Genomic DNA, 16633 nt, shown 5'->3' with positions numbered 1-16633 from the left:
ATTATGAACTTGATAAATAACTCATTTATAAAATCAGTTGAATTTATTTTAAAAATTGATAATTCTATTAATTTGGATAACTTAAAAAAATGGGTTTCTGATAATAAAAAAATTAAGAGTTTAACTATCCATTCTTTCAAAGAAAACAAAATTATTCAACCAGAAAATTTTGGTTTTGGAATTATAGTTGGAATTAAACAAAAAATAAATGACGAAACACATTGTGGTGTTGTTCATCATAATTATTTTAATTTTTTAATAGAGTCATTTACTGAATCTCAAAATAATAATACTTGTTTGAATAGGAAACTTTCAATTGATAAAGAAGGTAATATTAAAAATTGCCCTTCTATGTTTCAGAGTTTTGGTAATATTAATAATACTAATTTAGAAGAAGTTTTAAATCATAAAGATTTTAAAAAATACTGGAATATAACAAAAGATGAAATAGAAATTTGTAAAGATTGTGAATTTAGACATATTTGTACCGATTGTCGTGCTTACATTGAAGATCCAAAAAACCAATACTCAAAACCTTTAAAATGTGGATATAATCCTTACACTAATGAGTGGGAAGAATGGAGTGAAAATCCTTTAAAACAAAATGCTATTAAATTTTACGGCATGAAAGAATTAGAGTGATGAGTAGGTATTCTTAAATAATATCTAAACTTTTTGCCTTAGTTAATAAATCTACTAGATTAGTTACATTTAATTTAGCTAATAAGCGTAATTTGTAGGTACTAATTGTTTTTTCATCTAAACTTAAAATTTCAGCTATTTCTTTATTTTTTTTACCATCATTTAAATAACGTAATACTTCAATTTCTCTAGTGGATAATTTTTTAAACAGACGTTCTGATTTTTTTCCTTTAGATAAAATATCAATAGTTCTTTTTACTGCATCGCTAAAAATTACGACTCCTTGATACACTTTAATTATATTGTTTTCTAAATCTTCTAAGTCTATTGTTTTTTGTATATATGCAGCAACTCCAGCTTTTATAGCAGTAGGTGCGTACATTTTTTCAGAGACAGAAGTAAAAAGTATAAATTTTACATTGGAAAATTCTTTTAATAATTGTTTTATATCTCTTATACTACTTACACCAGATAACTCAAATTCCATAATTACAATGTCTATGGATTTGTTTTCTAGAATGGAAGTCAAACTTTTTAAATCATTTGCACTAGCGGCAATATGTATAGTCGAATGATTGTTGAAGTAAGATTTTATACCTTGAACAACCACGGGTTGATTGTCTGCAACACAAATTTTTATCATGACTTAATATGTTAATTAAAAAACAGTGAACTTATATTCAAAGTTAAGAAAAAAAATGTAATTACTTGTTAATTAGATAGTAATATGCTCTAAAATCATTTGTAATTTTTTGGTATGATACATACAGGTATAGGATTCATTTTGTGTTGATTAATTGTGTTTAATCTTTTGTATATTGAAAAAACTGTGGCTTCTCTACCTGAAAAATCTTCTATTTTTTTTCCTTTTTCGTCTTCATTCATAGCCCATTCTAATTCGTCATAATTAGCTCCTAATTGATCTTCGTCACTTCTGTCATCACCAAATAAGCCATCAGTAGGTTTTGCATGTATAATACTTTCAGGAACACCTAGATGTTTAGCTAATAATCTAACTTCGCTTTTCATTAAATCGGCTATCGGACTTAAATCTACGCCTCCATCTCCATATTTTGTATAGAACCCTACACCAAAATCTTCTACTTTATTACCAGTTCCAGCTACAAGTAAACCGTGAATTCCTGCAAAATAATATAGTGTTGTCATTCTTAAACGAGCTCGCGTATTGGCTAAGGATAAATTTAATATTTTCTCATTAGAACTTGAGTTTACTTGTTTTTTGAAAGTTTCAAAAACAGGAGTTAAATCAGCTCTTTCACTCTTTACATTTGGGAATCTTTCTTTTAATTGGTTTATATGTTCATTAGCTCTTGAAACATGGCTTTCTGCTTGATGTATAGGCATTTCAACACAAAGTGTAGGTAATCCAGTTTGGGCGCATAACGTAGAAGTTAGCGCGCTATCAATGCCTCCAGATATTCCTATAACAAAACCATTTACTTTTGCGTTAGTAGCATAGTCAAGTAACCATTGCACAATATGTTGATTTATGTTTTCAGCTTGAAAAGATGTTGAATTTGTCATTTTTTTAAGAAAATTTAATTCGCGAAGATGTATATTTGCGCTTTTATTTTTAAGAATTTAGAATTGTATTTTTGCATAAAATTATAAAAAAAATACCCAATATGAAAAAGCTTTTTTTGGCTTCCTTGCTATTGCTTATTATTGCTTGTAAACAGGAGGATAAAATTGAAGAGAAAGTAGCAGAAATTCCTGTAGAATTTAAAGTGGAACGTTTTGACAAGTTATTCTATGAATCGGATTCATTAAGTCTTAAAAATGTTAAAGCAAAATATCCATTTTTATTTCCTGATGGAAATGAAGATACAGTTTGGACAAATAAATTAAAAAATCCTCTTTTTAGAGACTTGTATAAGGAGGTAATAAAAAAATATCCTAATACTTCTAAACTTGAAAATGATTTAGAAAATCTATTTCAACATGTTCAATACTATTTCCCTAAATATAAAACGCCAAGAGTTATAACAATTATTTCTGAAGTTGATCGAGAAGCTAAAACAATTTATGCAGATTCAATTGCCTTTATTTCTTTAGATTGTTATTTAGGTAAGGATCATCCTTTTTATGTAGATTTTTCTGAATATCAACGTTTTAGTTTTGAAGAGAATCAAATTATTCCCGATTTAGTATCGAGTTTTAGTTATGGAAAAATTGCGAGACCATTAGACAGAACGTTACTTTCTATTATGATTTATTATGGAAAGGAGTTGTATTTGAAAGATAAGTTAATTCCAGAATATGCTGATGCTACTAAAATAGGTTATACAGAACAACAATTAGCTTGGTGTAAAGAAAATGAATATCAAATGTGGAGCTATTTTATTGAGAATAATTTGCTTTACGAAAGTAACGTAAAAAATGAATTTCGTTTTATAAATGAAGCTCCTTTTTCAAAATTTTATCTTGAAATAGATAATGAATCCCCTGGAAGGGTAGGTCAATGGTTAGGATGGCAAATTGTGAGAAGTTATATGGATAATAATGACGTTTCTTTAGAACAATTACTAGCTACAGATGCGAAAACTATTTTTGAAAAATCTAAATATAAACCTAATAAATAATGTCTAAAACAATAACCTCTGAAATAAAATTTTTAGTTGAGCTAGATGAAAATAGAGTTCCAGAAAAATTAACATGGACTGCACAAGATGGTGGTGTGAATGAGGAAGAAGCGAAAGCTATGATGGTTTCTCTTTGGGACGCTAAGGCTCAAGAAACGCTTCGAATCGATTTATGGACAAAAGACATGCCTGTAGATGAGATGAAAATCTTTTTTCATCAAACTTTAGTAGCGATGTCTGATACTTTTCATAGAGCTACAAATGATGAAAAAATGGCTGCAACTATGAAGGATTTTTGTGATTACTTTGCAGAAAAAATGGAATTAAAATAAAAAATGAGGCTGTCCAAAAAGTTTACAAAGGTGTCATTCTGAAATTTATTTAACTCTGTTGAATCTTCTATTTCAGAATCTTAAAATTCTGATTATTAGTTTTATTTAGAATATGAAACAAGTTCAGATTGACAAAAAAAACATTACTTTTTGGACAGCTTTATTTTTTATTTAACAAATCGATTATAGGTTGAAATAACATAGCTATACTTGTAATTGATGTCTTTGTAATCCGCATCGGATATTTCACCATCTCTTTTTGCTTTCCTAATACTACCTATAATATCTTCTATAGCTTTATAAAAAGAATTGAAAGGCTCTAACTTGTTTTGTTCTTTAAGTTTGTCTTGATTAATTGACTTACTGCTTTCTAATCTTTTTTCTAATAAGGTATATGTTTTTTCTATAGCTTCAATAGAAGTGCTTTCATCTGCAACTAAATCGGCCATTTCATCAACTGTTTTTAATGTTTTTTTAGCATGTAAGATAGCCTCTTTTATCGAATGATCTTCTAATATTTTTTCTTCAGCTTCTTCAACACTTGTGTCGATAATGCGCAAAAATTCATCTCGGTTTTTATAGTATTCAGTGCTACTAATATTGATTTTGCCTAAGAGGTCACTTCCTTTGGTCCAATTGTCATCTTTATAATCTTCATTAGTGTAATATTTTTTTAATTCTTCATAGTTTTTTTTTGTTTCACTAAAAGATTGTGATACCTTTTCAATTAAGGGTTTAATTTTAGCGGAAAGATTTTTATCTAAATAATCTTCTGGTTGTAGAATATTTATTTGGTTTGTTCCATAACCTACATTAGTTGATGGATTCATGCCTATAAATGAAGTCCATGTTAATAAAGCATTAGTTTTTTGTTTAGCTTGAATCATTTCATCTAATTTATTGTAATCATTATTTAGTAGATTATCAATCATTCTAGATGCATTAGAATCATATTCAATAACAGCATTGTAATAACTAATTAGATTATTTGCAGAATCATTAGAATCGTCATTAAATAAACTAGAAGTGCTTGTAGAAATTGTAGTATTGTTTTTGCAAGCCAATAATGAGCCAATTAGCAAGGCGCTTAAAAAAAATTTTTTCATAGTATGTCTATTGTTTATTGTTTGAAGTGATAAATATACTATTTAAAAATAAAAACACTAAAAAGTTTCTTTTCTAAAATCGGAATTAATTTGATCAATAAATTCTAAAAGTTGGTCTTTACCTGTACTGTCTAATGAGGATGTTATAAAGTGTTGGGGCATTTCTTCCCAGCCATTAGTCAGTATTTTTTTTCTGTAAGCAGCTACGTTTTGTTGCGCTTTTACTTTTCCGATTTTATCAGCTTTTGTAAAAACAATACAAAAAGGTATGCCAGTTTCTCCTAAATAATTAATAAATTCCAAATCTATTTTTTGGGCTTCAAGCCTTATGTCAATCAAAACAAATGCGCAAACTAATTGTTGTCTCGTTTCAAAATATTGAGTTATAAATTGTTGAAAAACTTCTTTTGTTTTTTTGGAAACACGTGCATATCCATAACCAGGTAGGTCAACTAGAAACCAATTTTGATTAATTTTAAAATGATTGATTAATTGCGTTTTTCCGGGTTTTCCAGATGTTTTAGCCAAATTCTTATGATTAGTTAGCATGTTAATGAGGGAGGATTTTCCTACATTAGACCTGCCTATAAAAGCATATTCTGGTAAAGGTTCATTAGGACACTTTGTAGCATCAGAATTACTAATTATAAATTCAGCACTTGTTATTTTCATCTTTTTAAAAACTGAAATTCCCCAAGCAGGGGAATTATTAAATATTATTTTTTTCTAACCAATGTAGTAGTAATCTGTTGAATTCGTTAGGATGTTCCATCATGGCAGCATGTCCACATTTATCTATCCAAAATAATTCAGAATTTGGAAGTAATTTGTCAAATTCTTCCGCTACTTCAGGTGGTGTAACTTTATCGTTTTTACCCCATATGATACAGGTGGGTGTGTTCATTTTAGGTAAATCTTTAGCCATATTGTGTCTTATAGCACTTTTTGCAATGGTTAAAGTTTTAATGAGTTTTATACGATCATTAACGGTAGCAAAAACTTCATCAACAATTTCTTTAGTAGCTACTTTTGGATCATAAAAAACATCTTCACTTTTCTTTTTGATGTATTCATAATCTCCTCTTTTAGGATAGCTTTCGCCCATACCGCTTTCATATAATCCAGAACTTCCAGTAATGACTAAACCTTTCATTAGCTCAGGATACATTTTTGCATGATACAATGCGATATGTCCTCCTAAAGAATTACCCAATAAAATTACTTTTTCAAAGCCTTTATAAACGATGAAGTCTTTTACAAATTTTGAAAAAGCTTTTACATTTGTTTTTAAAATATTTTGAGTGTAAAGGGGAAGCTCAGGAATAACTACTTTATAACCTTTTTTTGGAAAAAAATCAGCTACTGCTTCAAAGTTACTTAAACCACCCATTAATCCGTGTAAAACAATAATAGGTGTTCCTTCACCAGCTTCAAAATAAGTGTACTTCTTTTCTTTCTTTAACATAAAATGAATTCCAAATTTATTTCTGAAATTTTGACAAATATAAGATTTTATATACTAATTAAAAGCAATTGCTAAAACTATTTAAAAAGGATAATAGCTCTTAGGGAAACCAAAGCTAAGTTTTTAGTTTTCAACATTATGTCGTTTTCTGTGTGGGTTCTTTTAGATTTTTTTAATTGTTTTTAATGATATATTTTTTTCAAAAATGGATTGATATGGTTGTCTTTAACTGTAAATGCTTCTTTCATAGATAGATTGTATAAGTAATGAAATGGGAAAACTTATTAACAAAGTGGTAGTAAGTGGTAAAAAGTGGTAATTTTTTTTTAAATTTGTCCATATTCTAATTAGAAAAAGATAATTGACATCCTTTATTGGTACATATGAATGCAAAGTAGATGCAAAAGGAAGGGTGATGCTTCCTGCTTCTCTAAAGAAACAATTCGGTTCTTTAGAGGATGGTTTTGTCTTAAAGCGTTCTGTTTTTCAACCTTGTTTAGAATTGTACTCAATGTCGGAATGGAATAAGATGATGCAAAAAATAAACAAGTTAAATCGCTTTGTGAAAAAGAACAACGATTTTATAAGACGATTTACTGCTGGAGTTAAAATGGTGGAAATTGATTCGACAGGGAGATTGTTGATTCCAAAAGATTTGGTCGTTTTTGCAAAAATTGACAAAGATATTGTGTTGTCATCTGCAGTGAATATCATTGAAATTTGGGATAAAGAATTGTACGAAAATGTAATTGAAAATGCTACAGATGATTTTGCAGCATTAGCAGAAGAAGTAATGGGAAATTTAATTGATGATGAAGATGGAATATCATAACCCTGTATTGCTAAAAGAGACAGTTGATGGTTTGAATATAAAGTCAGACGGTGTGTATGTTGATGTCACTTTTGGTGGAGGTGGACATTCAAGAGAAATAATATCTCGATTAGGAGAAAAAGGAAGATTATTTGCTTTTGACCAAGATGAAGATGCTTTGCAGAACACCATCAATGACAGTAGATTTTTACTGATTAATGAGAATTTTAGAAACATAAAAAGGTTTTTAAGGTTTCATGGGATTAAAAAAGTTGATGGAATATTAGCAGATTTAGGTGTTTCCTCACATCAATTTGATGTTGCAGAAAGAGGGTTTTCAACTCGTTTTGATGCAGAATTAGATATGAGAATGAACCAAAAAGGGGAATTGAGTGCTTATCATGTGGTGAATGAATATGACGAGCACGATTTGAAACGTGTTTTTTTGGAATATGGAGAATTGAAAAATGGTGGTGCAATGGCAAATGTGATAGTTGCAGCTAGAAAAGACAAACAAATAAAAGATTCTGAACATTTAAAACAGGTTTTGTCAAAATTTTTACCACCACATAAAAGTAATAAAATATTGGCTCAAATCTATCAAGCTATTCGTATAGAAGTAAACCAAGAAATGGATGTTTTGAAAGAATTTTTAGAACAATCCTTAGAGATATTAGAAGTTGGTGGAAGAATAAGCATTATTTCATATCATTCTCTTGAAGATAGATTGGTGAAACGTTTTTTTAGAAATGGAATGTTTGAAGGAGAACCTGAAAGAGATTTTTTTGGAAATTATCATGTTCCTTTTAAAATTATTGAAAAGTTGATTGTTCCAGATGCTCAAGAGATTGCAATAAATAACAGAGCTAGAAGTGCTAAATTAAGAGTGGCAGAGAAAAAAGAATAGAAAATAGATTTAAATTATGAAAAACAGTATATATAGTTTGTTAAAAGCAAAATTTCTAGTGAGTGATGATGCTTTAAAAAACTGGAAGTTTATTGTTTTTCTAATATTCCTAGCCATGATTATGATTGCAAATAATCATCGCTATGATGCTAAAAATTATAAGATTACCGAATTAACAAATGAAGTAAAAGAGTTACGATCTGAATTTGTGGATAGAAGATCCGAATTAATGAAGCTTAAAATGGAATCTACAGTAGCAAAAAAAATGGAATTAAGAGAAATTTTCCCTGCTAGTGTGCCTCCAACTAAAATAATTGTAAAAACCCAAAAAGAAGAAAAAAAGAGTTTTATAGATAAATTAAAAATATGGCAGTAAAAGACAAAAATAATAACTACCGTATGTATCTAGTAGCTTTCACAATATTTGTGATGGCTATTTTAGTTATGATAAAACTTAATAATATTCAATGGTTAGAAGGAGATTATTATCGCAAATTAGCAAAAGAAAGAACGGTTAAGAATTTTGTTATTCCTGCTAATAAAGGTAATGTGTATTCTTCAGACGGTAGTTTATTAGCTACTTCTATTCCTGAATATACTATTCGATTTGATGCATTATCTCCATCAAAGGAGAACTTTCAGGGAAATATTAAGCCTTTAAGTGATTCTTTATCGGCTATGTTTGGAAAATCATCTGGATATTACCAAGCAGCATTGCAAAAAGCAAGGTCAAATCAAAATAGGTATTATTTAGTGGCAAGTAAATTAAGTTATACCGACTATATGAGGATTAAAAGTTTTCCACTTTTTAATAAAGGACCTTACAAAGGAGGTATTATTGTAGAACAAAAGACAGTTCGTGAACATCCAATAGGTTTAATTGCACAAAGGACCATTGGTTACGAAAGAACTGATAGTGATGGAAAAGGACTGGAATTTGCGTTCAAAGAGTATATTAATGGGAAAAATGGACATCGAATGATGCAAAAAATTGCAAAAAATCAATGGAAACCTATTAATGATAATAATGAATTAGAACCTCAAGACGGATACGATATTGTTTCTACTATAGATGTATATATACAAGACATTGCGCATCACGCTTTGCTAAAACAGTTAGAATATTATGAAGCAGATCATGGATGTGTTGTAGTTATGGAAACAAAAACTGGAGAAATTAAAGCGATTTCAAATTTAGGTAAAGCAGATAATGGATCCTATTATGAAACCCAAAATTACGCAGTTGCCGAATCACATGAACCGGGATCGACTTTTAAACTTCTAGATTTAATTGCGCTTTTGGAAGATAAAAAAGTAGATACAAGCCAAATTTATGATACGCATGATGGGGTAGTTGAATATTATAAAAGAAAAGTTAGAGATTCTAAAAAAGGAGGTTACGGGAAAATTTCTTTGGCAAAAGGATTTGAGGTTTCTTCAAATACGGTATTAGTTCAAGCAGTTTATGATAATTATAAAGATAATCCTAAACAATTTGTTGAAAGAATTAATAGTTATGGTTTAAATAAACCTCTTGGACTTCAATTAAAAGGAGAAGGGAAACCTTATGTTCCTCAACCTGGAGAGGAAAGATGGTATGGAACTACTTTGCCTTGGATGGCATTTGGATATAATATCTCTTTAACGCCTTTACAAACATTAGCACTCTATAATGCAGTAGCAAATGATGGGGTTATGGTGAAACCTTTTTTTGTGAAAGAGATTAAAGAATGGAACAAGACAATAAAAAAATATGATACTGAAATTATAAATTCTAAAATAGCTTCTGAAGAAACATTAGAAAAAGTAAAAGCAATTTTAGAAAATGTGGTTAAAAAAGGAACAGGATCTAAATTGTATTCTAAAGATTTTTCAATGGCAGGTAAAACAGGTACAGCTCAAGCCAACTATCGAGACAAATCGCAATTGCATTATGTGTCTTCATTTGCTGGTTATTTTCCAGCCAATAATCCTAAATATTCTTGTATTGTAGTAATTCATAAACCAAATGTGCAAGCGGGATATTATGGTGCAGACGTAGCTGGACCCGTTTTTAAAAGAATAGCCCAGAAAATATATACCGATTCACCACCAACGAATCATATTCAAGATTTGAATAAACAAATTACAGATACTGAGAAAAAATATAACAGTTACTTTAAAAAAGTTGAAAACGTTTCAGCTTTTGTACCTAATCTAAAAGGTATGGATGGAATGGATGCTATCGCATTACTCGAAAATTTAGGAGTAAAAGTGAATGTTAAAGGAATAGGTAAAGTTGCTTTTCAATCTATAGCACCAGGTACAAAAATTATAAAAAATCTAATTGTAACACTTGAATTATCATGAAGGTCTTAAAAGACATACTTTATAAAGTGCGTATTGAAGCTGTAAAAGGAATTACCGATGTAGCAGTGAATAAAATCGAATTTGATTCTAGAAAAGTAGAATTAAATGATGTTTTTGTAGCCATTCGCGGTGTTATTTCTGATGGGCATGATTTTATTGAAAAAGCACTTAGTCAAGGCGCAAATGTTATAATCTGCGAAGAGTTTCCTTTGCAAATTGTTAATGGTGTAACTTATATAAAAGTTAAAAATTCAAATGAAGCTTTAGCATTTATGGCTTCAAACTATTATGAGACCCCTTCATCAAAAATAAAATTAGTTGGAGTTACAGGTACAAATGGAAAGACCACTATCGCTTCTTTATTGTATCAATTGTTTAAAAAAGCTGGATACAAAGTAGGTTTGCTCTCAACAGTTAAAGTTTTGGTTGATGAAGCCGAATATAAAGCAACACATACTACTCCAGATTCCTTAACTATCAACTATTATTTAAACGAAATGGTAGCAATAGGATGTGAGTTTTGTTTTATGGAAGTAAGTTCACATGGAATCCATCAAAAAAGAACAGAAGGACTGCACTTCCAAGGGGGTATTTTTACTAATTTATCTCATGATCATTTAGATTACCATAATACTTTTGCCGAATATAGAGATGTAAAAAAGAAATTTTTTGATGAGTTGCCTAAAACGGCATTTGCAATTTCTAATATAGATGATAAAAATGGAACGATTATGTTCCAAAATACCAAAGCCAAAAAAGTTACTTATGCTCTAAAATCGTATGCTGATTATAAAGCACAAATTTTAGAAAATCAATTTACAGGATTATTAATGAAAATTGATAATAATGAAGTTTGGACTAAATTAATTGGATCGTTTAATGCATACAATTTATTAGCCATCTATGCAACGGCTGTAGAATTAGGAATAGAAGAACAAGAAGCACTATTGTTATTGTCTTCTTTGGAAAGTGTGTCAGGTAGATTTCAATATATAGTTTCTGATTCTAAAATAACAGCGATAGTAGATTATGCCCATACACCTGACGCTCTAGAAAATGTATTAAAAACGATAGAAGATATTCGTACTAAAAATGAACAATTGATTACGGTTGTGGGCTGTGGAGGAGATAGAGATAAAACAAAAAGGCCTATCATGGCTCAAATTGCGTCACAATTAAGTACTAAAGCCATTTTTACCTCTGATAATCCTAGATCTGAAGATCCAGGAGTGATTATTGATGAGATGGAAAAAGGTGTAGAACCACAAAATTTCAAAAAGACACTTTCTGTTTTAGATAGAAAACAAGCTATTAAAACCGCTTGTCAACTAGCTTTACCAAATGATATTATTTTGATTGCAGGTAAAGGACACGAAACGTATCAAGAGATTAATGGAGTACGTTATGATTTTGATGATTTAAAAATTGTCAAAGAATTATTAGAACAATTAGGAAAGTAATTTTTTTTAAAAAATTAAAAATAAAGATATGTTATATTACATTTTTCAATATTTAGATCGTGCTATTGATTTTCCAGGTGCTGGTGTTTTTCAATATATTACCTTTCGTTCCGCATTCGCTTTTATCTTATCATTGCTTATTGCAGCTATATATGGAAAGAAAATAATTAATTTTTTAAGAAAGCAACAAGTTGGTGAAACGGTAAGAGATTTAGGTTTAGAAGGACAAAGTCAAAAAGCGGGTACGCCTACTATGGGTGGAATAATTATTATAATGGCTACACTTATACCAGTCTTGTTATTAGCTAAACTCGAAAATATATATATCATTTTATTGGTTGTGACCACGCTTTGGATGGGAACCATTGGATTTATTGATGATTACATTAAGGTTTTTAAGAAAGATAAACAAGGTTTAAAAGGTGTTTTCAAAGTGTTTGGTCAAGTAGGTTTAGGTTTAATAGTAGGTTCAGTTCTTTATTTACATCCAGGTGTAACTATAAGAAAAGATACTATCGGAGAACGCGTAAAAATTGAAAACCTAGATCCTAGTGTTTTACATGAAAAATCTACAGCAACTACAATTCCTTTTTTGAAAAATAATGAGTTTGATTATGCTGAAGTGTTATCTTTTATGGGTGATGGTTATCAGGACTGGGCTTGGATTATATTTATTCCTATGGTGGTAATTATTATTACTGCGGTTTCAAATGGTGCTAATTTAACCGATGGAATAGATGGTTTAGCAGCAGGTACTTCTGCAATTTCGGTACTTACTCTAGGTATTTTTGCTTTTGTGTCTGGAAATATCATTTTTTCCGATTACTTAAATATCATGTTTATCCCAAATTCGGGTGAAATGACAATTTATATTGCTGCATTTGTGGGAGCATTGGTTGGATTTCTTTGGTATAATACTTATCCAGCTCAAGTTTTTATGGGAGATACGGGTAGTTTAACTATTGGTGGAATAATAGCAGTAATTGCTATTGCTATTCGAAAAGAATTAATGATACCTGTTTTATGTGGGATTTTCTTAGCAGAAAATTTATCGGTAATGCTTCAGGTAAGTTACTTTAAATATACTAAGAAAAAGTATGGTGAAGGAAGACGTATTTTTTTGATGTCTCCTTTACATCATCATTATCAGAAGAAAGGATTTCATGAAAGTAAAATTGTAACACGCTTTTGGATAGTGGGTATACTGTTAGCTATTTTTTCATTGGTTTCATTAAAATTAAGATAAAATGAAATTAGTTGTACTAGGTGGTGGAGAAAGCGGAGTAGGTACCGCAATCTTAGGTAAAAAGAAAGGATATGATGTTTTTGTCTCCGATTTTGGAACAATAAAAGAAAACTATAAAGAAGTTCTTACGATTAATAATATAGCTTGGGAAGACGAAAAACATACAGAAGCACTCATTTTAGATGCAGATGTAGTTATGAAAAGTCCTGGGATTCCCGAAAAAGCACCTATAGTTAAGAAATTATTAGAATTGAATATACCCGTAATTTCTGAGATTGAGTTTGCTTTTCCATTTACGAATGCAAAGACAATAGGGATAACAGGTAGTAATGGAAAAACGACGACTACTTTGCTAACCTATCATTTGTTAAAGCAAGGTGGATTAAATGTAGGTTTAGCAGGAAACATTGGGAAAAGTTTTGCATGGCAAGTAGCAGAAAATAATCATGATTATTATGTGCTAGAACTAAGCAGTTTTCAATTAGACGGGATAATAAATTACAGACCAGATATTGCTGTAATAACTAATTTAAGTCCGGATCATTTAGATAGATATGCTTATGATTACAATTTGTATATCGCTTCAAAATTTAGGATAACAAAAAATCAAACTGAAAATGATTTTCTGATCGTTGATCATGATGATATAGAAATGAACAAATGGTTTGAGAATAATAAAATAAAAGCAAAAAAACTGACTTTTTCTATTTTAAATCAATTAGAAGAAGGAGGAAGTATAGAAAATAACAATTTGAATAGTAAAATTAATAACGACCTATTTACCATGCCAATTAATGAATTAGCTTTAGAAGGAAAACACAATTTGAAAAATGCTATGGCAGCTACCGCTGTAGCACAATTAATGAAAGTAAGAAAACAAACGATAAGAGAAAGTTTGAGTAACTTTCAAGGAGCTGAACATCGTTTGGAAAAAGTGTTGAAAATTCAAAATGTACAATATATCAATGATTCTAAAGCGACAAATGTAAATGCTACTTTTTTTGCATTAGATAGCATGAATACTCCTACAGTTTGGATTGTTGGTGGTGTAGATAAAGGGAATGATTATGATGAATTAATGCCATTAGTTAGAGAAAAAGTAAAAGGAATTATTTGTTTAGGGGTAGATAATCAAAAACTGTTTAATGCTTTTAATGGAGTTGTCGATGTTATGATTGAAACAACTTCTATGACTGAAGCAGTGAAAATTGCGCAAAGAATGGCAGAAAAAGGAGATACTGTTTTGTTATCACCTTGTTGCGCAAGTTTTGATTTGTTCGAAAATTACGAAGATAGAGGCCGTCAATTTAAAAACGCAGTGCATAATTTATAAAAATGAAATTATTAGTAGCTAGATTAAGAGGAGATAAAGTAATTTGGGCAATAGTTTTTCTATTAGCACTAGTTTCTTTTTTACCTGTCTATAGTGCTAGTACTAATTTGGTTTATGTAATAGGTAAAGGTTCTACACTTGGGTATTTAGTGAAACATTTAGGTCATTTGTTTTTAGGTTTTGCAATAATCTATTTTGTACATAAAGTGCCTTATCATTATTTTAGAGCCTTATCCATTTTTGGAATACCACTGGTTATTGTTCTTCTATTGTATACTCTCTTTCAGGGAACAACTATTGGTGGAGCGAATGCTAGTCGATGGATTCAGATTCCATTTGTAGGAGTCAGTTTTCAAACGTCAACTTTAGCTTTTACTGTTTTAATGGTTTATGTTGCTCGCTATTTAGCTAAAGTAAGCGATAAAGAATATACTTTTAAAGAGTCATTCTTAGAATTATGGTTGCCTGTTTTTGGAGTTTTAGTATTAATATTACCAACTAATTTTTCTACAACAGCTCTAATATTCTCTATGGTATGTATGCTTATTTTTGTAGGCTATTATCCGTTAAAATATTTAGCTACTGTAATTGCTATGGGAATAGCTTCACTTTTACTTTTTTTATTACTAGCTAAAGCTTTCCCAACAAACAAATTATTTAGTAGGGTAAATACATGGGGAAATCGTATTGAAAGATTTTTAGACGATAAACCAAATGAAGACGATTATCAAATTGAAAAAGCAAAAATTGCGATTGCTTCTGGAGGAATATATGGTCTTGGTCCAGGAAAAAGCGTTCAAAAAAACTTTCTGCCACAATCATCTTCCGATTTTATTTTTGCCATCATCGTTGAAGAATATGGTTTATTTGGAGCTTTTGGGATAATGTTTTTGTATCTCTTGTTATTTTTTAGATTTATTATTAACGCTCAAAAAGCACCTACCTTATTCGGTAAATTATTAATTATTGGACTTGGATTTCCTATTGTTTTTCAAGCTTTGATTAATATGGCTGTTGCAGTAGAATTATTACCTGTAACAGGGCAAACGTTACCTTTAATTAGTAGTGGTGGAACCTCTATTTGGATGACATGTGTAGCATTAGGAGTTATATTAAGTGTGACCAAAAAAGAACAAGAAGTTGCTTTAGATGAAGAAGAAAAATTGAAAAGAGAAGAAGCATTAAAAAGAATTATAGACAGAGAAATCGAATTAGATGAACTTGAAAATAGAAAAGAAAAAGAAACTGAAAACCCTTTAGAACCTATTTTGAATCAGTAATATGGAAAAGAAATTGAAATTTATTATCAGTGGTGGTGGAACAGGAGGACATATTTATCCTGCAATTGCTATTGCAAACGAATTAAAGTATCGTTTTCATGATGCTGAATTTCTTTTTGTAGGTGCCAAAGATAAGATGGAAATGCAAAAAGTGCCTCAAGCAGGTTATAATATTAAAGGACTTTGGATTTCTGGTATACAAAGGAAAATAAATTTGCAAAACCTGATGTTTCCTTTTAAACTCACTTCAAGTTTGTGGAAATCTTATTTAATTATCAAAAAGTTTAAACCAGATGTAGTTATTGGTACGGGTGGTTTTGCTAGTGGTGCAGTTTTAAAAGTAGCTTCTATGTTGGGTATTCCTACACTCATTCAAGAGCAAAATTCTTTTCCAGGAATTACAAATAAATTATTGGCATCAAAAGCAAATGTTATTTGTGTAGCTTATGAAGGTTTAGAAAAATTTTTTCCGAAGGAGAAACTAAAAATAACAGGTAATCCCGTGCGTCAAGATTTGTTAAATATAGATGAGAAACGTTTTGAAGCCATTACATATTTTGAATTGGATAGTACAAAAAGAACATTGTTAGTGCTAGGAGGTAGTCTTGGGGCGAGAAGAATTAACCAACTAATAGCTAAAGAAATAGATTTTTTATTAGAACTAGGTGTTCAAATTATTTGGCAGTGTGGTAAATTGTATTTTGACGAATACAGTCATTTTAATACCAAAGAAAATGTTCATGTTTTTGCATTTATTGATAAAATGGATTTTGCTTATGCTGCATCAGATGTAATTATTTCTCGTTCAGGGGCTTCATCTGTTTCGGAGTTGTGTATAGTGGGTAAACCTACTATTTTCATTCCTTCTCCTAACGTGTCTGAAGATCATCAAACTAAGAATGCACAAGCCATTTTAGATAAAAAAGCAGCAATTTTATTAAAAGAAAAAGACTTGGATAACGATTTTAAGAATATCTTTGCCGACCTTATTTCAAACGACGAAAAGCAAGCCAAATTAAGTAAGAAAATTTACAAATTAGCTAAGCCAAATGCGACAAATGAAATTGTTGATGAAATAGAAAAAATAGTCTAAAAAGAC

The 16633-nt window shown here is 30.0% G+C and carries 17 protein-coding genes; 12 read left to right on the top strand and 5 right to left on the bottom strand.

The window, feature by feature from the left end:
• Nucleotides 1–642: grasp-with-spasm system SPASM domain peptide maturase (gene gwsS, locus HALO113_RS05790; protein WP_159778122.1), on the top strand; the 642-nt coding region annotated here is incomplete at its 5' end.
• Nucleotides 643–655: 13 nt separating this feature from the next.
• Here gwsS and HALO113_RS05785 read toward each other — a convergent pair.
• Both HALO113_RS05785 and nadE read right to left on the bottom strand, forming a co-directional pair.
• Nucleotides 656–1285, bottom strand: coding sequence for a response regulator transcription factor (locus tag HALO113_RS05785; protein WP_159778121.1), 630 nt, complete (start codon nucleotides 1283–1285; stop codon nucleotides 656–658).
• Nucleotides 1286–1380: 95 nt separating this feature from the next.
• Complete coding sequence (nadE, locus tag HALO113_RS05780) at nucleotides 1381–2187, bottom strand: NAD(+) synthase (protein WP_159778120.1); 807 nt, start codon at nucleotides 2185–2187, stop codon at nucleotides 1381–1383.
• A 101-nt stretch (nucleotides 2188–2288) separates the two neighbouring features.
• Here nadE and gldB point away from each other — a divergent pair, with 101 nt between their 5' ends.
• Both gldB and gldC read left to right on the top strand, forming a co-directional pair.
• On the top strand, nucleotides 2289–3245 hold the full coding sequence (gene gldB, locus HALO113_RS05775; protein ID WP_159778119.1) for a gliding motility lipoprotein GldB: 957 nt from the start codon (nucleotides 2289–2291) through the stop codon (nucleotides 3243–3245).
• Nucleotides 3245–3577, top strand: a complete 333-nt coding sequence (gene gldC, locus HALO113_RS05770; protein WP_201297577.1) for a gliding motility protein GldC — start codon at nucleotides 3245–3247, stop codon at nucleotides 3575–3577. Before gldB ends, gldC begins: the two co-directional genes overlap by 1 nt.
• A 167-nt stretch (nucleotides 3578–3744) precedes the next feature.
• Here the strand turns inward: gldC and HALO113_RS05765 are convergent, their stop codons facing one another.
• The 3 genes from HALO113_RS05765 to HALO113_RS05755 are packed head-to-tail and all read right to left on the bottom strand — an operon-like array spanning nucleotide 3745 to nucleotide 6148.
• Entirely contained in the window at nucleotides 3745–4683 is a 939-nt protein-coding gene (locus tag HALO113_RS05765) for a DUF3829 domain-containing protein (RefSeq protein ID WP_159778118.1), read from the bottom strand.
• A gap of 57 nt (nucleotides 4684–4740) precedes the next feature.
• Nucleotides 4741–5355: a ribosome biogenesis GTP-binding protein YihA/YsxC gene (gene yihA, locus HALO113_RS05760; RefSeq protein ID WP_159778117.1), complete on the bottom strand. Its 615-nt coding sequence runs from the start codon at nucleotides 5353–5355 to the stop codon at nucleotides 4741–4743.
• A gap of 37 nt (nucleotides 5356–5392) precedes the next feature.
• Complete coding sequence (locus HALO113_RS05755; protein ID WP_159778116.1) at nucleotides 5393–6148, bottom strand: alpha/beta fold hydrolase; 756 nt, start codon at nucleotides 6146–6148, stop codon at nucleotides 5393–5395.
• Nucleotides 6149–6509: 361 nt separating this feature from the next.
• Between HALO113_RS05755 and mraZ the strand changes: the two genes are divergently transcribed.
• The 9 genes from mraZ to murG are packed head-to-tail and all read left to right on the top strand — an operon-like array spanning nucleotide 6510 to nucleotide 16627.
• The gene (gene mraZ / locus HALO113_RS05750; RefSeq protein WP_159778115.1) at nucleotides 6510–6980 is read left to right on the top strand and encodes a division/cell wall cluster transcriptional repressor MraZ; all 471 of its coding nucleotides are present in this window, start codon (nucleotides 6510–6512) and stop codon (nucleotides 6978–6980) included.
• Complete coding sequence (gene rsmH / locus HALO113_RS05745; protein ID WP_159778114.1) at nucleotides 6967–7866, top strand: 16S rRNA (cytosine(1402)-N(4))-methyltransferase RsmH; 900 nt, start codon at nucleotides 6967–6969, stop codon at nucleotides 7864–7866. The genes mraZ and rsmH overlap by 14 nt, the downstream gene beginning before the upstream one ends.
• Before the next feature lie 16 nt (nucleotides 7867–7882).
• Nucleotides 7883–8242 (top strand): FtsL-like putative cell division protein, encoded by a 360-nt coding sequence (locus tag HALO113_RS05740; RefSeq protein WP_159778113.1) that lies wholly within the window; start codon nucleotides 7883–7885, stop codon nucleotides 8240–8242.
• Nucleotides 8233–10215, top strand: a complete 1983-nt coding sequence (locus tag HALO113_RS05735; RefSeq protein ID WP_159778112.1) for a penicillin-binding protein — start codon at nucleotides 8233–8235, stop codon at nucleotides 10213–10215. The genes HALO113_RS05740 and HALO113_RS05735 overlap by 10 nt, the downstream gene beginning before the upstream one ends.
• Nucleotides 10212–11675 carry a UDP-N-acetylmuramoyl-L-alanyl-D-glutamate--2,6-diaminopimelate ligase gene (locus HALO113_RS05730; protein WP_159778111.1) on the top strand — a complete coding sequence of 488 codons (1464 nt, stop codon included), beginning with the start codon at nucleotides 10212–10214 and terminating at the stop codon, nucleotides 11673–11675. Before HALO113_RS05735 ends, HALO113_RS05730 begins: the two co-directional genes overlap by 4 nt.
• A gap of 28 nt (nucleotides 11676–11703) precedes the next feature.
• The gene (gene mraY / locus HALO113_RS05725; RefSeq protein WP_159778110.1) at nucleotides 11704–12921 is read left to right on the top strand and encodes a phospho-N-acetylmuramoyl-pentapeptide-transferase; all 1218 of its coding nucleotides are present in this window, start codon (nucleotides 11704–11706) and stop codon (nucleotides 12919–12921) included.
• A gap of 1 nt (nucleotide 12922) precedes the next feature.
• Nucleotides 12923–14254 carry a UDP-N-acetylmuramoyl-L-alanine--D-glutamate ligase gene (murD, locus tag HALO113_RS05720; protein WP_159778109.1) on the top strand — a complete coding sequence of 444 codons (1332 nt, stop codon included), beginning with the start codon at nucleotides 12923–12925 and terminating at the stop codon, nucleotides 14252–14254.
• Nucleotides 14255–14256: 2 nt separating this feature from the next.
• Nucleotides 14257–15534, top strand: a complete 1278-nt coding sequence (locus HALO113_RS05715) for an FtsW/RodA/SpoVE family cell cycle protein (RefSeq protein ID WP_159778108.1) — start codon at nucleotides 14257–14259, stop codon at nucleotides 15532–15534.
• A 1-nt stretch (nucleotide 15535) separates the two neighbouring features.
• Nucleotides 15536–16627: an undecaprenyldiphospho-muramoylpentapeptide beta-N-acetylglucosaminyltransferase gene (murG, locus tag HALO113_RS05710; RefSeq protein WP_159778107.1), complete on the top strand. Its 1092-nt coding sequence runs from the start codon at nucleotides 15536–15538 to the stop codon at nucleotides 16625–16627.
• Nucleotides 16628–16633: the final 6 nt, after the last annotated feature.

Origin of the sequence: Flavobacterium sp. 9AF (assembly GCF_902506265.1) — a bacterium.
In the GTDB taxonomy this organism is placed as follows: domain Bacteria; phylum Bacteroidota; class Bacteroidia; order Flavobacteriales; family Flavobacteriaceae; genus Flavobacterium.
Note: the sequence above shows the minus strand (reverse complement) of the source record. Positions and strands in the feature narration are given on the sequence as shown.

What these genes read in the sequence shown, in the direction of transcription:
- HALO113_RS05785 (WP_159778121.1), bottom strand. Translation starts at nt 1,285, where the DNA reads ATGATAAAAATTTGTGTTGCAGACAATCAACCCGTGGTTGTTCAAGGT.
- nadE (WP_159778120.1), bottom strand. Translation starts at nt 2,187, where the DNA reads ATGACAAATTCAACATCTTTTCAAGCTGAAAACATAAATCAACATATT.
- gldB (WP_159778119.1), top strand. Translation starts at nt 2,289, where the DNA reads ATGAAAAAGCTTTTTTTGGCTTCCTTGCTATTGCTTATTATTGCTTGT.
- gldC (WP_201297577.1), top strand. Translation starts at nt 3,245, where the DNA reads ATGTCTAAAACAATAACCTCTGAAATAAAATTTTTAGTTGAGCTAGAT.
- HALO113_RS05765 (WP_159778118.1), bottom strand. Translation starts at nt 4,683, where the DNA reads ATGAAAAAATTTTTTTTAAGCGCCTTGCTAATTGGCTCATTATTGGCT.
- yihA (WP_159778117.1), bottom strand. Translation starts at nt 5,355, where the DNA reads ATGAAAATAACAAGTGCTGAATTTATAATTAGTAATTCTGATGCTACA.
- HALO113_RS05755 (WP_159778116.1), bottom strand. Translation starts at nt 6,148, where the DNA reads ATGTTAAAGAAAGAAAAGAAGTACACTTATTTTGAAGCTGGTGAAGGA.
- rsmH (WP_159778114.1), top strand. Translation starts at nt 6,967, where the DNA reads ATGGAATATCATAACCCTGTATTGCTAAAAGAGACAGTTGATGGTTTG.
- HALO113_RS05740 (WP_159778113.1), top strand. Translation starts at nt 7,883, where the DNA reads ATGAAAAACAGTATATATAGTTTGTTAAAAGCAAAATTTCTAGTGAGT.
- HALO113_RS05735 (WP_159778112.1), top strand. Translation starts at nt 8,233, where the DNA reads ATGGCAGTAAAAGACAAAAATAATAACTACCGTATGTATCTAGTAGCT.
- HALO113_RS05730 (WP_159778111.1), top strand. Translation starts at nt 10,212, where the DNA reads ATGAAGGTCTTAAAAGACATACTTTATAAAGTGCGTATTGAAGCTGTA.
- mraY (WP_159778110.1), top strand. Translation starts at nt 11,704, where the DNA reads ATGTTATATTACATTTTTCAATATTTAGATCGTGCTATTGATTTTCCA.
- murD (WP_159778109.1), top strand. Translation starts at nt 12,923, where the DNA reads ATGAAATTAGTTGTACTAGGTGGTGGAGAAAGCGGAGTAGGTACCGCA.
- HALO113_RS05715 (WP_159778108.1), top strand. Translation starts at nt 14,257, where the DNA reads ATGAAATTATTAGTAGCTAGATTAAGAGGAGATAAAGTAATTTGGGCA.
- murG (WP_159778107.1), top strand. Translation starts at nt 15,536, where the DNA reads ATGGAAAAGAAATTGAAATTTATTATCAGTGGTGGTGGAACAGGAGGA.